The sequence below is a fragment of the Streptomyces sp. NPDC055400 genome (assembly GCF_053644375.1).
This window is the reverse complement of record NZ_JBSHLM010000011.1, coordinates 362,660-376,557: the sequence shown is the minus strand read 5'-3', so window position 1 is coordinate 376,557 and position 13,898 is coordinate 362,660. Positions and strand designations below refer to the sequence as shown.

The 13,898-nt window shown below is 72.0% G+C and carries 13 protein-coding genes; 9 read left to right on the top strand and 4 right to left on the bottom strand.

Features of this window, described 5'->3' with window-relative positions; translation table 11 throughout:
- The 3 genes from ACWIGU_RS28640 to ACWIGU_RS28630 form a co-directional block, all read left to right on the top strand.
- Positions 1 to 255 (top strand): carboxyl transferase domain-containing protein (locus tag ACWIGU_RS28640; RefSeq protein WP_454404577.1); only part of this gene is annotated, 255 nt, incomplete at its 5' end.
- Positions 256 to 267: 12 nt separating this feature from the next.
- Positions 268 to 921, top strand: a complete 654-nt coding sequence (locus tag ACWIGU_RS28635) for a ScbR family autoregulator-binding transcription factor (RefSeq protein WP_454404576.1) — start codon at positions 268 to 270, stop codon at positions 919 to 921.
- A 103-nt stretch (positions 922 to 1,024) separates the two neighbouring features.
- A complete protein-coding gene (locus ACWIGU_RS28630) occupies positions 1,025 to 2,569 on the top strand; it encodes a DHA2 family efflux MFS transporter permease subunit (RefSeq protein WP_454404575.1) in 1,545 nt (514 codons plus the stop codon).
- A gap of 80 nt (positions 2,570 to 2,649) precedes the next feature.
- Here the strand turns inward: ACWIGU_RS28630 and ACWIGU_RS28625 are convergent, their stop codons facing one another.
- From ACWIGU_RS28625 to ACWIGU_RS28615, 3 genes are all read right to left on the bottom strand, one after another.
- Complete coding sequence (locus ACWIGU_RS28625; RefSeq protein ID WP_100598875.1) at positions 2,650 to 2,835, bottom strand: tautomerase family protein; 186 nt, start codon at positions 2,833 to 2,835, stop codon at positions 2,650 to 2,652.
- A 61-nt stretch (positions 2,836 to 2,896) separates the two neighbouring features.
- Complete coding sequence (locus tag ACWIGU_RS28620; RefSeq protein ID WP_454404574.1) at positions 2,897 to 4,159, bottom strand: DegT/DnrJ/EryC1/StrS family aminotransferase; 1,263 nt, start codon at positions 4,157 to 4,159, stop codon at positions 2,897 to 2,899.
- Positions 4,156 to 5,808 carry a (2,3-dihydroxybenzoyl)adenylate synthase gene (locus ACWIGU_RS28615; RefSeq protein ID WP_454404573.1) on the bottom strand — a complete coding sequence of 551 codons (1,653 nt, stop codon included), beginning with the start codon at positions 5,806 to 5,808 and terminating at the stop codon, positions 4,156 to 4,158. Before ACWIGU_RS28615 ends, ACWIGU_RS28620 begins: the two co-directional genes overlap by 4 nt.
- 193 nt (positions 5,809 to 6,001) lie before the next feature.
- Between ACWIGU_RS28615 and ACWIGU_RS28610 the strand changes: the two genes are divergently transcribed.
- The 3 genes from ACWIGU_RS28610 (at position 6,002) to pabB (ending at position 10,503) form a co-directional block, all read left to right on the top strand.
- A complete protein-coding gene (locus ACWIGU_RS28610; protein ID WP_454404572.1) occupies positions 6,002 to 7,066 on the top strand; it encodes an ornithine cyclodeaminase family protein in 1,065 nt (354 codons plus the stop codon).
- A 64-nt stretch (positions 7,067 to 7,130) separates the two neighbouring features.
- Positions 7,131 to 8,342 (top strand): cytochrome P450, encoded by a 1,212-nt coding sequence (locus ACWIGU_RS28605; RefSeq protein ID WP_454404571.1) that lies wholly within the window; start codon positions 7,131 to 7,133, stop codon positions 8,340 to 8,342.
- Positions 8,343 to 8,358: 16 nt separating this feature from the next.
- Complete coding sequence (gene pabB, locus ACWIGU_RS28600; protein ID WP_454404570.1) at positions 8,359 to 10,503, top strand: aminodeoxychorismate synthase component I; 2,145 nt, start codon at positions 8,359 to 8,361, stop codon at positions 10,501 to 10,503.
- 34 nt (positions 10,504 to 10,537) lie between these two features.
- Here pabB and ACWIGU_RS28595 read toward each other — a convergent pair whose 3' ends face one another.
- Positions 10,538 to 11,434, bottom strand: a complete 897-nt coding sequence (locus ACWIGU_RS28595; protein ID WP_454404569.1) for a prephenate dehydrogenase/arogenate dehydrogenase family protein — start codon at positions 11,432 to 11,434, stop codon at positions 10,538 to 10,540.
- A gap of 16 nt (positions 11,435 to 11,450) precedes the next feature.
- Between ACWIGU_RS28595 and ACWIGU_RS28590 the strand changes: the two genes are divergently transcribed.
- The 3 genes from ACWIGU_RS28590 to ACWIGU_RS28580 all read left to right on the top strand — a co-directional run bounded on the left by ACWIGU_RS28590 (position 11,451) and on the right by ACWIGU_RS28580 (position 13,665).
- Positions 11,451 to 11,795 (top strand): chorismate mutase family protein, encoded by a 345-nt coding sequence (locus ACWIGU_RS28590; RefSeq protein ID WP_454404568.1) that lies wholly within the window; start codon positions 11,451 to 11,453, stop codon positions 11,793 to 11,795.
- On the top strand, positions 11,792 to 12,691 hold the full coding sequence (locus tag ACWIGU_RS28585) for a N5-glutamine methyltransferase family protein (protein ID WP_454404567.1): 900 nt from the start codon (positions 11,792 to 11,794) through the stop codon (positions 12,689 to 12,691). Before ACWIGU_RS28590 ends, ACWIGU_RS28585 begins: the two co-directional genes overlap by 4 nt.
- Before the next feature lie 176 nt (positions 12,692 to 12,867).
- Positions 12,868 to 13,665 carry an AfsR/SARP family transcriptional regulator gene (locus ACWIGU_RS28580; protein WP_326779403.1) on the top strand — a complete coding sequence of 266 codons (798 nt, stop codon included), beginning with the start codon at positions 12,868 to 12,870 and terminating at the stop codon, positions 13,663 to 13,665.
- Positions 13,666 to 13,898 lie beyond the last annotated feature (233 nt).

Genomic DNA, 13,898 nt, shown 5'->3' with positions numbered 1-13,898 from the left:
GGTGCCGAGGGCGCCGCCAACGTCATCTTCCGCCGTCAGATCGCCGAGGCCGAGGACCCCGAGGCCATGCGCACCCGCATGGTCAAGGAGTACAAAGCCGAGCTCATGCACCCGTACTACGCGGCCGAGCGGGGCCTGGTCGACGACGTCATCGACCCCGCTTCCACCAGAGAAGTCCTGGTCAGGTCCTTGGCCATGCTGCGTAGCAAGCACGCCGACCTGCCCTCCCGCAAGCACGGCAACCCGCCGCAGTAACGGAGCACCTTGATGGTCAAACAGGAACGCGCGCTGCGCACGCGAGAGGCGCTGATCAGATCCGCCGCCGCGGCATTCGACGGCGAGGGCTTCAGTGTCTCGTCGCTCACGGTGATCAGCAGGCGAGCAGGTGTGAGCAACGGGGCGCTGCACTTCCACTTCGACAGCAAGGCCGCCCTCGCGGGGGCCGTCGAGGAAGCCGCCGCGAGGCGGCTCGGCCTCATCACGCTGCGCGGCGAGGACGAACCGGGCACGGCCCTGCAGTCGTTGGTGGACGCCACCCATGACCTGGCGCGCATGCTCCGCGACGACGAGGTCCTGCGCGCCGGCTTCGCCCTGTGCGGCGACAACGCCTACGCGACGAGCGAGCGGAACCTGAGGCTCCAGTGGAGGAAGTGGGTCGAGGGGACGCTCGAGCGCGCCGAGGGCGAGGGCGGTCTGGCCGAGGCGGTGGCACCGCACGACGCGGTGGTCGCCGTCGTGGCGGCGACCGTGGGCTTCGAGGTGCTGGGGTCGCAGGACTCCACCTGGCTCTCGTACCGCACGCTCACCCAGTTCTGGCAGCTGCTGCTGCCACGGCTCGCCTCGCCGTCGACCCTCGATCGCCTCAGGGCGGAGGGCCGGGACGGCGCCGGCGCCGCCCGAGCCGCGGGTCTGAGGTCCTGACGCCCGGCCGGCCCAGTACACCGGGGGCACGATCCCCGGTCGGCAACCGACAGCTCCGGGCCCGTGCCCAACCGTCGGGCCCCACCCCCCAGGAGGAATTTCCTTGCACAGCACCCAGCCGGAAGCATCGGCGGAACGCGACCCGAGGCGCTGGGTCATCCTGGGGGTGATCTGCCTGGCCCAGCTCGTCGTCCTGCTCGACAACACCGTTCTCAACGTCGCCATCCCCGTACTCACCGAGGACCTGGGCGCGAGCACGGCCGACGTCCAGTGGATGGTCAACGCCTACGCCCTCGTGCAGTCCGGACTCCTGCTCACCGCGGGCAGCTTCGCCGACCGGTACGGCCGCAAACTGATGCTGCTCACCGGTCTCGTCCTGTTCGGCCTCGGCTCCACCGCGGCGGCGCTCGCGCAGAGCTCCGGACAGCTCATCGCCGCCCGCGCCGGAATGGGCATCGGCGGCGCACTGCTCGCCACCACCACCCTCGCGGTGATCATGCAGGTCTTCGACGACGAGGAGCGCCCGCGGGCCATCGGCCTGTGGGGCGCGGTCAGTTCGCTGGGCTTCGCGGCCGGGCCGTTGCTCGGCGGAGCCCTCCTCGACCACTTCTGGTGGGGCTCCATCTTCCTGATCAACATCCCGGTCGCGCTGATCGGCCTGCTGGCCGCCGCCCGGCTCATCCCGGAGACCAAGAACCCGCAGGGCGAGCGGCCCGACTTCCTCGGCGCCGCCCTTTCCACGCTCGGCATGGTGGGCGTGGTGTACGCGATCATCTCCGGACCCCAGTACGGCTGGGCGTCGCCGCGCGTGCTGGTCCCCGCGGCGGTGGGCCTTCTCGCCCTCATCGCCTTCGTGCGCTGGGAACTGCGCGTCTCCCACCCCATGCTGGACATGAGCTTCTTCCGCAGCCGCCGCTTCAACGGAGCGATCGCCGGCGGACTGCTCGTGGCGCTCGGCATGGCCGGATCGCTGTTCCTGCTGACCCAGCACCTCCAGCTGGTGCTCGGCTACGACGCCCTGCAGGCCGGACTGCGCACCGCGCCGCTCGCCCTGACGATCGTCGCCCTCAACCTCGCGGGCATCGGCGCCAAGCTGCTCGCCAAGCTCGGCGCGGCGCGGTCGATCGCGCTCGGGATGACACTCCTGGCGGTGGGCCTCGCCGCGGTGGCGCTGCTCGGCTCCGGCTCCCACGCGGGCTACGGGGGGATGCTGGTCGGCCTCGTCGTGATGGGCTGCGGCATCGCCCTGGCCATGCCCGCGATGGCCATCTCGATCATGTCGGCGATCCCGCCCGCCAAGGCGGGCGTGGGCGCGGGCGTGCAGGGCACGCTGACCGAGTTCGGCGGCGGTCTCGGCGTCGCGGTGCTCGGCGCGGTCCTGGGGTCGCGGTTCGCGGCCCTGCTCCCGGTGGGCGTCGGCGCCTCGGGGTCGCTGGCCGCGGCCCTCACGGACGCCGGGGACGACCCGCAGGTGATCAGGCAGGTCCACGACGCCTTCGGCGACGCGGTCAGCACCAGTCAACTGATCGGCGCCGCGGCCGTGTTCGCCGGCGGACTTCTCGCCGGGTGCCTGCTGCACCTGGCCGACCAGTCCGCGGCGGCCGCCACGGCGCCCGCCGACCCGGTCGAGGCCCCGGCCGCCGGGTAGCCGCCGTACAGCGACGACAGGGCCCCGGAGCAGATCGTGCTCCGGGGCCCTGTGGTGTGCGGGTGGCCGGGGGCGTCCGGCTAGGACCCCGGTGTCCCCGCGATGCCCCAGCGCTCCGCGGGGATCCCCGTCAGCGTGATCCAGGTCTGCGCGCGGATGTCCTCGCCGAAGACGTCCACCGTGGCCTGCGTGAGCCGCTCGATCAGGGCGCGCTCCGACTCCGGGGTGAGCCGGCGGTCGTAGATCTTGACGTCGATGTAGGGCATGTCCGGTCCTTCGCTTCGGTCGGGTTCGCTCGGAGGTGTTCTCGGTGACGTGCGCACGCGGTCACGCGATTCGGGCCAGGCTCGCCTTCTCGTACGCCTCGTGCAGTGCCTGGGTCACCGACGTCACCAGGTGATCGACCTGATCGTCCGTCAGGCCCGGGTGGCAGGGCAGGTTCATGTGCTCCTCGAACCAGACGCGTTCGGCGTTCGGGCACTCGCCCGCGCCGTGTCCGCGCAGTCGCCACTCCGGGGACAGATGGAGCGGGAAGTAGCGCAGCTGGACCTCCACGCCGAGCAGGTCGACCGCGCGCACGAAGTGCTCGCGCACCTCCCGTCCGTCGGTCAGGAAGAACGTGTACAGGTGATAGGCGTGCCGGCTGTCCGCCGTCGCGCGGTGCAGGCGTACGCCCGGGAACGCCGACAGGGCCTCGTCGAGGCGGCTCGCGATCCACCTGCGCCGCTCCACGAAGCGCTCCAGCGAGTCCAGCTGCACCACGCCGACGGCGGCCGCCGCCTCGGACATCGTGGCGTTGGTGCCCGCACCGCGGATACCGACCGCCGTGTGCCCGTACACGGCGTCGGCGAACTTCATCCACGGCAGCAGAGCGGGAGGTTCGCCGGCCAGGTCGGTGCGCGCCGTGTACACGCCGTCCACCTCGTTGTCGCGGATGCGCAGCACCCGCTCGGCCCACTCGTCGCGGGCGAGGGTGATCATTCCGCCCTCGCCGAGGGTGGTGATGTTCTTGGTGGAGTGGAAGCTGAAACAGCCGATGTCGGCCAGGGCGCCCGGATGGCGTCCCTTGTAGAGGGCGCCGATGCCGTGGGCGCTGTCCTCGACCACGATCGCGCCGTGCCGGCGGGCGATCGCCATGATCCGGTCCATGTCGGCCGGGTTGCCGCCGTAGTGGACCAGGAAGACGGCCCGCGTGCGGTCCGTGACCAGGGTCTCGAGGACGTCCGGGTCCATGTTCAGGGTGTCGGGGTCCACGTCGCAGAAGCGGACCCGCACGTCGTGGTCCAGCAGGGGCTGGATCGTGGCCTGGAAGGTCTGCGGGGTCGCGATCACCTCGTCGCCCGGGGCCAGGTCCAGGAGCCTGGTCGCCAGTTCCAGGGCGACCGTGCCGCTGGTGACGGTGAGTGCGTGACGGGCGCCGATCCGCTCCCGGAATCGCTCCTCGAACCGGTCGCGCCACACACCGGCCGTCAACGTGCCTTCGGCGCGCACGAGTTCGGCCAGGGCCGCGAGATCGGCCTCGCCGAGGACGCTGCCGCGCCGGGCGAACGGGACACGGTAGGTGCCCCCGCCCAGGGCCACGGCGCTCATGCCGCCTCCCCGGCGAGCCGCTCCAGCTTGTCCGCGATGCGGGCCCGCAGGACCTTCTTGTCGACCTTGTTCAGGCCGGTCAGCGGGAAGGCGGCGACGGCCTCGACGCGGTCCGGCAGCTTGTAGGAGGCAAGGCCCCGCGAGCGCAGCAGTTCGCGCAGCACCGGCAGTTTCGGCGCGGGACGGCCCGGTGCCGCGATGACGTACGCGCAGACCTTCTCGCCGAGCACCGGATCGGGCATCGCCACGACCGCCGCCTGCTGGACGTCCGGGTGAGCCGTCAGATGGCCCTCGATCTCGGTGGCCGAGACCTTGTCGCCGCCGCGGATGACGACGTCCTTGACCCGGCCCTCGATCACGATCTCCCCGCCCGCGGTGCGGCGCACCAGGTCGCCGCTGCGGTAGAAGCCGTCCTCGGTGAAGGCGCGCTCGTTGTGCTCGGGGGCCCGGTAGTAGCCACGCAGCGTGTACGGGCCCCGGGTGAGCAGCTCGCCGATCCCGCCGGGGGGCACGTCCGCGCCGTCCGTGTCCACGACGCGGATCTCGTCGGCCGGGGAGACCGGACGGCCCTGCGTCGTCAGGACCGTGTCGTGCGGATCGTCGTAGCGCGTGAAGGTGAGCAGGCCCTCCGCCATGCCGAAGACCTGCTGGAGCCGTACGCGAAGAAGCGGCTCGATGCGGGCCGCCACCTCGTCGTGCAGCTTGGCGCTGCCCACCTGGAGGACGTCGAGACTGCTCAGGTCGTGCCCGTGACCCTCCTCGACGGCAGCCAGCCACAGATGGACGATCGTCGGGATGACCGAGGTGAGCGTGACGCGCTCCCGCTCGATCAGCGGGAAACAGGCCAGCGGCTGGGGAGTGTCGGCGAAGACGACGCGGCCGCCGGCCCGCAGCGTGCCGATGATGCCGGGGCAGCCCCACGGGAAGTTGAACTCGACCGGCAGGACCGCCAGATAGACGGTCGAGGCGTCCAGGCCACAGATCTCGCCGGTGATCCGCGTCTGGTAGGCGTAGTCGTCATGGGTGCGCGGGATCAGCTTCGGCAGCGCCGTCGTACCCCCGGACAGCAGGAAGAACGCCACGTCCGACGCGTCCGGCCCGGGGAGGTCCACCGGTTCGGCGTCCACGTCGGCCAGCGCCGTGCAGCCCTCGCGCGGCTCGCCCGGGTCACCCGCGACGAACACCTGGGAGATCTGGGGGAGTTGTTCCTGCATCGACCGCGCGAGATCACGGTGGTCGAAGCCGTTGAACGTGTCCGGCACGATGTACGTGCTCGCGCCGGACAGCTCGGCCAGGTGCCGGATCTCGTTGTCGCGGTAGGCCGGCAGCGCGAACACCGGCAGCGCCCCCAGGCGGAACAGCGCGAAGCAGACCGCCACGAAGTCGGGAGTGTTCGGCAGCTGCACCAGCACCCGGTCGCCGGGTGCTGTGCCGCGCGCCGCGAAACCCGCGGCGAGCCGGTCGCACCACAGGTCCAGGGCGCGGTACGTGATGCGGCGCCGCCCGTCCGCGCTGACCAGGGCCTCCCGGTCGCCGTACTCGTCGGCCCACCGCCGCAGCAGCGCACCGAGCGTCTCACCCCGCCAGTACCCGGCCTCGCGATATCGCGAGGCCAGCTCCTCGGGCCAGGGAACGCATCCGTCCAGCATCGCTCATCCTTCCGCCGTTCGCGTCCGGCCAAGTCTGAGCAGGGGCGTTGACGCGCCGCTGATGTACGGGCGCCGCGGCCGCCCGGCGCGTCAGGCGGCGATCAGCCCTGCGTCAGCACGGACGACCACGATGCCGACGTACGGGCTGAGGGAAGCCATGCCGAGAGCGGCCGAAGAAATGGGAGCACACCCGATGGAGACCTGGGTCCTGAGCAGGCACGACATCGCGGAGATCGTGGCCGCCGTCGGGCGCGACGACCTGATGGGCCGGATCATCGACCGGCTCGCCGAGGGGTTCGCCGAGATCGGCCGCGGCGCACGCGAACTGTCGCCCCTGCGCGACGGGTTCGAGCGTACGGAGCCGGTGCGCGGCATCTTCGAGTGGATGCCGCACCGCGACCCGGGCGACAGCATCACCCTCAAGACCGTCGGCTACAGCCCCGGCAACCCCAAGCACTTCGGGCTGCCCACCATCATCGGCACGGTCGCCCGCTACGACGACAGCACCGGCGCGCTGACCGCCCTGATGGACGGCGTGCTGCTCACCGCGCTGCGCACCGGTGCCGCCTCGGCCGTCGCGAGCCGGCTGCTCGCCCGCCCCGACAGCCGCACCCTCGGCCTGATCGGCGCCGGCGCCCAGGCGGTCACCCAACTCCACGCGCTGTCCCTCGTGTTCCCGCTGGAGCGGGTCCTGGTGTGGGACACGGATTCGGCGCACCGCGACAGCTTCGCGCGCCGCGCCGCGTTCACCGGGATCCCCGTTCAGTGCGCGGACCCCGCACGGATCGCCGCCGAGGCCGACATCATCACCACGGCCACTTCGGTGCCCACCGGCGGCGGTCCGGTGTTCCCCGACGGCCCGCACCGCGAGCACCTGCACATCAACGCCGTCGGCGCCGACCTCATCGGCAAGACCGAACTGCCGCTCCCGCTGCTGCGCCGGGCCTTCGTCACCGCCGACCACCCCGAGCAGGCCCACCGCGAGGGCGAGTGCCAGCGGCTCGCCCCGCACGAGACGGGGCCCGGCCTGACCCGGCTCGCCGCCGAGCCCGCCCTGGCACACGAGCGCCGCGGCGCGCTGACCGTCTTCGACTCGACCGGATTCGCCTTCGAGGACGCCCTGGCCATGGAGGTCTTCCTGGAAGCGGCGGCCGAGCACGGACTCGGCAGCCGGCTGCAGATCGAGCACCACCCGGCCGACACCGTCGACCCGTACGCGCTGCAGCCGCTCCCCGTCGCCGCCCCGGCCCGGCACTGAACCGGGCACCGAACCGGGCCGCCGGCCCGCCCCCTGGACCGAACCCGCGAAGGAGACCCCCTCGATGGCCCAGAAGACACTGCCCGCCCCCCGGCCGACCGTCGAGGACGGCGGACACCAGCTCTTCGGCTGGCTGCGGAACATGCGTGACGAACACCCCGTCCACGAGGACGAGTACGGGGTGTTCCACGTCCACCGGCACGCCGACGTGCTCGCCGTCTGCGCGGACCCGGCCGTGTTCTCCTCCGAACTGCAGCGGCTGCGCCCCGACTCCGAGGCACTCACCGAGGAGATCCTCTCGGTGATCGACCCGCCGTTGCACCGCAAGCTGCGCCGGCTCGTCAGCAAGGCGTTCACGCCGCGGACGGTCGCCGACCTCGAACCGCGGGTCGTGGAGCTCGCCGGGCAGCTCCTCGACGGGATCGAGGGCGACTCCTTCGACCTGGTCGCCGACTTCGCGTACCCGCTGCCGGTCATCGTCATCGCCGAGCTGCTCGGCGTACCGGCCGAGGACCGCGCCCTGTTCCGCTCCTGGTCCGACCGGATGCTGTCGATGCAGGTCGAGGACCCGGCGGACATGCAGTTCGGCGACGACGCGGGCGAGGACTACGAGAAGCTCGTCAAGGAGCCGATGAAGGCGATGCACGAGTATCTGCTCGGGCACGTCGAGGACCGCAGGAAGCACCCCGGGGACGACCTGATCTCCAAGCTGGTCGCCGCCGAGGTCGAGGGCGAGACCCTGACGGACTCCCAGATAGTGGAGTTCGGCGGCCTGTTGCTCATGGCCGGACACGTCTCCACCTCCATGATGCTCGGCAACACCGTGCTGTGCCTGGAGGAGAACCCCGGGGTCGCCGCCCAGGTGAGGGCCGACCGGGGGATCGTCCCGGCCGTCATCGAAGAGGTGATGCGCCTGCGTCCGCCGATCACCGTCATGGCGCGGGTCACCACCCAGGAGACCGAGCTTGCCGGGGTCACCATCCCGGCCGGGCGCATGATCGTCCCCTCGCTCCTGTCCGCCAACCACGACGAGCGGTCCTTCCCGGAGCCCGAGCGCTTCGACCCCACGCGCGAGGCGCGCCAGCAGATCGCTTTCGGCCACGGCATCCACTACTGCCTCGGCGCCCCGCTCGCCCGTATGGAAGGCCGTATCGCGCTGGAGGCGCTCCTCGACCGCTTCGCCGACATACGCATCACTCCCGGCGCGCAACTGCGCTACCACCGCGACGGGCTGCTCGGTGTGCGGAATCTCCCGCTGACCGTGCGCCGAGCCTGAGACCGAGGGGGCAGCCGTGCGTACCGTACGAACCCTGCTGATCGACAACTACGACTCGTTCACCTACAACCTCTTCCAGATGCTGGCCGAGGTGAACGCCGAGGTCCCCGTCGTCATCAAGAACGACGACCACGCCGGCTGGGCGGCGCTGGACCCGGCCGACTTCGACAACGTCGTAGTCTCCCCGGGACCCGGCCATCCCGGCACCGACACCGACCTCGGACTCAGCCGGCGGGTCATCGAGGAGTGGGACCTGCCGCTGCTCGGCGTGTGCCTCGGGCACCAGGCGCTGTGCCTGCTGGGCGGCGGCGAGGTGGGGCACGCGCCCGAACCCGTGCACGGGCGCACCAGCCGGATCGAGCACGACGGACGCGAACTGTTCGCCGCGATCCCCTCGCCGCTGCGCGTGGTGCGCTACCACTCGCTCACCGTCCACGAACTGCCCGCCGAACTGGAGCCCACCGCGTCGACGCGGGACGGCCTCCTGATGGCCGTACGGCATACCGGCGCACCGCGCTGGGGCGTGCAGTTCCATCCGGAGTCCGTGAGCAGCGAGTACGGCCACCGGCTGCTCGCCAACTTCCGCGACCTGAGCCTGCGCGCCCTCGGCCGGGCCCCGCTGGGCGTCGAGGTGCCCGGCGTGGCCGGCGACGACACCCGGCAGGAGCGGCCCGGCGAGCCCGGTGACCTGCGGCTGCATGTGCGGGAGCTGGCCGAGGTGCCGGACGCCGACGCCGCGTTCGAGGAGCTCTTCGCAGATGCCCCGGCCCGCTTCTGGCTGGACAGCAGCCGCGTCGACCCGGGCCTGTCCCGCTTCACCTTCCTCGGCGCGCCCCAGGGCCCGCTCGGCGAGATCCTCACGTACGACGTCGCCGAACGGCTGGTGCGGGTGCGTGACCGCTCGGGTGCCGAGGTGCTGCGGCGGCCCGGCACGCTCTTCGCGCACCTGGAGCGTGAGCTGGCCGCGCGCAGCACCCCCGCACCGGACCTGCCCTTCGAGTTCAACCTCGGCTACGTCGGCTACCTGGGATACGAGACCAAGGCCGACAGCGGCGGCGACCGCACCCACACGGCCGAACTGCCCGACGGCGCCTTCGTGTTCGCGGACCGGATGCTCGCCGTCGACCACGCCGACGGCCGTGCCTGGCTGCTCGCGCTGAGCAGCGACCGGCATCCGGCGAGCGCCCGCGACGCCGACGACTGGCTCGCCGAAGCGGCCCGCGCCCTGGCCGGCACCGTGCCCCGCCCGCCCTTCCTCCTGCTGCCCGACGAGGAACTGCTGCCGCTGGACGTGGAGTTCCGGCACGACGCCGCCGAGTACCGGGAGCTGGTCGAGGAGTGCCGGCGTCTCATCCGCGACGGCGAGACCTACGAGGTGTGCCTCACCAACCTGCTGCGCGTGCCAGGCCGGGTCGATCCGCTCACCGCCTACCGGGCGCTGCGTGCCATCAGCCCGGCGCCGTACGCCGCCTACCTGCAGTTCCCCGAGGGCGCCGTGCTCTCGTCCTCGCCCGAGCGGTATCTGCGCATCGACGCGGCGGGCACCGCCGAATCCAAGCCGATCAAGGGCACCAGGCCGCGCGGTGCCACCCCGGCCGAGGACGAGGCCCTTGCCCGGGGCCTGGCCGGGGCCGAGAAGGACCGCTCGGAGAACCTGATGATCGTGGACCTGGTCCGCAATGATCTCGGGCAGGTCTGCGAGATCGGCAGCGTCCATGTGCCCAAGCTGTTCGACGTCGAGTCCTACGCGACCGTGCATCAGCTGGTGAGCACCGTACGGGGACGCCTCGCGGCGGATGTCTCGCGGCCGCAGGCGGTGCGCGCCGCGTTTCCCGGCGGTTCCATGACAGGGGCGCCGAAGGTGCGCACCATGCAGTTCATCGACCGCCTCGAGGGCGGGCCGCGCGGCGTCTACTCCGGGGCGCTCGGCTACTTCGCCCTGAGCGGGGCCGTCGACCTCAGCATCGTCATCCGTACGATCGTCGCCACCGCGGACGCCGCGACCATCGGTGTGGGCGGCGCGGTCATCGCGCTGTCCGACCCGGACGACGAGGTGCAGGAGATGCTCCTCAAGGCCCGCACGACGCTGCGCGCGCTGCGTCAGGCACATGCCGCCGCCCCGGCCGGGAAGCGCGAACTCCTGGCCGGCAGCGTGCGGTGACCGCCGTCGGGGGGCGGGCAGGACCGGCCCGCCCTCACCGCAGCCGTGCGAACAACTCGGCGCAGGATTCGGCCAGTTCGCTCCTGTGCCGCTCGGTGAGCGTGGCGCGCAGTTCCTCGAAGAGCGTCTCGAACGCCGACGGGTCGCCGTTCGCGACCGCCCGGCCGAGCCGCTCCAGGCCGTGGCCCACGGCGCGCCGGGCGGCCTGCGCGTGCGGGTTGCCGGACTGGACGTCCCAGTACACCTCCGGGGTGCCGGAGGAGATCCGGGCAAGGAGCTGCAGCAGCGTGCGGTGCGGCGGCGGCGCCGTGGCGCGCAGCGCCCCGACGTCCGCACCGAGCTCTCCCAGCGCCAGGCCGAAGGCGAGGACGGCCGCGTGCGTGGCCGCCTGCTGCGCGGCCGTCAGCGCGTCGTGCTCCTGCGCGGACATCTCGACCACCCGGGCGCCCCAGCCGGCGACCAGCGCCAGGAACGCCCGGACGGCGGGCCCGTCGGTGACGGTGGCCGCGGCCACCGGCCGGCCCGGCAGGGGCAGCGACGGCGCGAACATCGGGTTGAGCCCCACCGCCTGGATGCCGGGTGCCAGGGCGTGCAGGCGCCCGGCGATGCCGCCCTTCACCGACAGCGTGTCCGCGAACAGGGCGTCGGTGCGCATCAGCCGGGTCACGGGGCCGACCGCGTCCAGTGCCACCGGCTCCGGTACGGCGAGCAGCACCAGGTCGGCCGCCGCGATGGCCCTGGCGGCCGCGGGGCCGGGAGCGCGGATGTCGTCGGCCAGGGCGGCGGGCGCCGAGGCCGCCGGGTCGAGGCACAGGACCCGCGCCCCCGAGTCCGCGAGCCGAGCGGCGAACATGCGCCCCACCTCGCCGGTACCACCCGCCACCACACAGTGCTCGAACACCTTGCCCCCTAGTTCTTCATCGTTCTTCATCGAGAGAGGAATCGTCATGCCACTACGTATCGGACCCGTGGACGCGACCGAGGACCTTCAGTCGCTGCGCGCCCGGCTCGACGCCGTCGACTCCGGCCTGCTCGACACGGTGCGCGAGCGGCTGGAGATCTGCCTGCGCATCGGCGAGTACAAGCGCGTCCACGACGTGGCGATGATGCAGCCGCACCGCATCGCCACGGTGCAGGGCCGCGCCGCGCGGTACGCGCAGGAGCACGGCATCGACCCCGCGTTCCTGCGGAGCCTGTACGACACGATCATCGCCGAGACGTGCCGCCTGGAGGACGAGTGGATCGCGACGGGCGGCCCGGCCGCCGGCGAGCCGGAGCGGAGGGCCTCGTGACGACCGCCGCACGGACGGCCGGGGCCACGCCGACGACGCTCGCCGCCGCACTGGACCTCGCCGTCGAACGGCTCGTCGCGGCGGGCATCGGGGAGGCGGCGGCGCGCGACGACGCCCGGCTCCTGGCAGCCCACGCGGCCCGGGTGACCCCCCACGACCTGGACGGACAGCTGCGGGGGCCGGTCCCGGCGGACCTGTGGACGTACGTGGAGCGGCGTGCCGCCCGCGAACCGGCCGAACGCATCGTGGGCCACGCCTGGTTCATGGGACACCGCTTCGAGCTGGCGCCCGGGGTCTTCGTGCCCAAGCCGGAGACCGCGGAGATCGTTGACGACGCAATTAACAGACTCCACGGTCTGTTTCAGGCCGGAATTCGGTCTCCTTTGGTGGTCGATCTCTGCGCCGGGCCCGGCACGATGGCGGTCAGCATCGCCCGTCGCTTCCCCCAGGCCAGGGTGTACGGGATCGAACTCGCGCAGGCCGCGGTGCGGGTCGCCGTGCGTAACGCCCACGGTACGGGTGCAAAGATCGTGCAGGGTGACGCGCGTGATGCCTTCCCCGAGCTCGACGGCACCGTCGACCTGGTCGTCACCAACCCGCCCTACATCCCCATCGGGCTGCGCACCAGTTCCCCGGAGGTCCTCAACTACGACCCTCCGCTGGCTCTTTGGGCAGGTGAGGGCGGTCTCCAGATGATCCGCGCGATGGAACTGACGGCGAGCCGGCTGCTGCGTCCCGGAGGTGTGGTGCTGCTGGAGCACGGCGGTTACCAGCTGGATTCCGTGCCCCGGCTGTTCGCCGGGACGGGGCGCTGGAGTGCGGCGGCGTCGCGTCCCACATGCAACGACGGGTGTCTGACCGCCGTCCGCGCCGAGGTGTCCGGCCGCGCTGCGTGACCGGCGTCTCCCGTGTGGCTTGGGGCTCATGAGAAAAAAGACTACATGGTTCGGATTGACAAACCGACCGTGCTGTTTTTTTATTTGAGGTGGGTTCAGATGCCGCGGCACGCTCATCCCGCGCCGGAGCCGGACCCCGCACGCGCCGACCAGCTTGCACCCACAGGGGAGAAACGATGGACATCGAAGTACTGGGCCCGTTGTCGGTGCGAGAGCACGGCATCTCGATCGCGCCGACCGCACCCAAGCCCCGCCAGGTCCTGGCGCTGCTCGCGCTGAACGCGGACCACGTCGTACCGGTGTGCACACTGATAGAGGAGTTGTGGGACGAGACACCACCCCGCAGCGCCCGCACCACGCTGCAGACCTACATCCTGCAACTGCGCGAGCTGATCGGGGAGGCGCTGGACCGGGGCGGGGACGAGCAGGCAACCGCCAAGGACATCCTGGTCACGCTGCCGGGCGGCTACCGTCTCGAGACCCGCGGCGGCACCCTCGACTTCCAGGAACTGGAACGACGCGCGGGCGCCGGGTACCGGGCCATGGACGCCGAGGACTACGCGGGTGCCGCCAAGCGGCTGCGCGACGCCCTGTCACTGTGGACCGGATCCGCGCTCGCCGACGTCCAGGCCGGCAGCCAGATCACCCTCGAGGTCAGGCGGCTCCAGGAGACCCGTCTGTGCGCCCTCGACCAGCGCATCGAGGCGGACCTGCGGCTCGGCCGGCACCGCGAGCTGCTGTCCGAACTGACGGTGCTGGTCAACCAGTACCCGATGCACGAGAGCCTGCACGGCCAGTTCATGCTCGCGCTGCACCGCTCGGGGCGTCGCGGGGAGGCCCTGAACGTCTACCAGCGCCTGCGCGCCACCCTCGTACGGGAGTTGGGCCTCGAGCCGTCGACGGCCCTCGGCAGGCTCCAGCGGTCCATCCTCATGGCGCACCCCGAGCCCCTCGCCTCCGCCGTCCCCGCCTGACCCGAGCACGCGGTCGCAACCGTCGGACACCCCCTCGTCCCGCGGATGAGCCGACCGGCCCCGCGGGCGCGGGCCGTGCCCCCCTCCCTCCCGGATGACCTCACTCCCGGGAGGGAGGGCTCACTATTTTTCCGTAGCCGAATTCCCGGGACTCACTCCTACGAGGTATCAACAGCCCCGAATGAATTGGCTATTGGGGGCGATGCCCGGGACCCGGGTGACACGGCACGATT

What these genes read in the sequence shown, in the direction of transcription:
- ACWIGU_RS28605 (WP_454404571.1), top strand. Translation starts at nt 7,131, where the DNA reads ATGGCCCAGAAGACACTGCCCGCCCCCCGGCCGACCGTCGAGGACGGC.
- ACWIGU_RS28625 (WP_100598875.1), bottom strand. Translation starts at nt 2,835, where the DNA reads ATGCCCTACATCGACGTCAAGATCTACGACCGCCGGCTCACCCCGGAG.
- ACWIGU_RS28610 (WP_454404572.1), top strand. Translation starts at nt 6,002, where the DNA reads ATGGAGACCTGGGTCCTGAGCAGGCACGACATCGCGGAGATCGTGGCC.
- ACWIGU_RS28580 (WP_326779403.1), top strand. Translation starts at nt 12,868, where the DNA reads ATGGACATCGAAGTACTGGGCCCGTTGTCGGTGCGAGAGCACGGCATC.
- ACWIGU_RS28590 (WP_454404568.1), top strand. Translation starts at nt 11,451, where the DNA reads ATGCCACTACGTATCGGACCCGTGGACGCGACCGAGGACCTTCAGTCG.
- ACWIGU_RS28620 (WP_454404574.1), bottom strand. Translation starts at nt 4,159, where the DNA reads ATGAGCGCCGTGGCCCTGGGCGGGGGCACCTACCGTGTCCCGTTCGCC.
- ACWIGU_RS28635 (WP_454404576.1), top strand. Translation starts at nt 268, where the DNA reads ATGGTCAAACAGGAACGCGCGCTGCGCACGCGAGAGGCGCTGATCAGA.
- ACWIGU_RS28615 (WP_454404573.1), bottom strand. Translation starts at nt 5,808, where the DNA reads ATGCTGGACGGATGCGTTCCCTGGCCCGAGGAGCTGGCCTCGCGATAT.
- ACWIGU_RS28595 (WP_454404569.1), bottom strand. Translation starts at nt 11,434, where the DNA reads ATGAAGAACGATGAAGAACTAGGGGGCAAGGTGTTCGAGCACTGTGTG.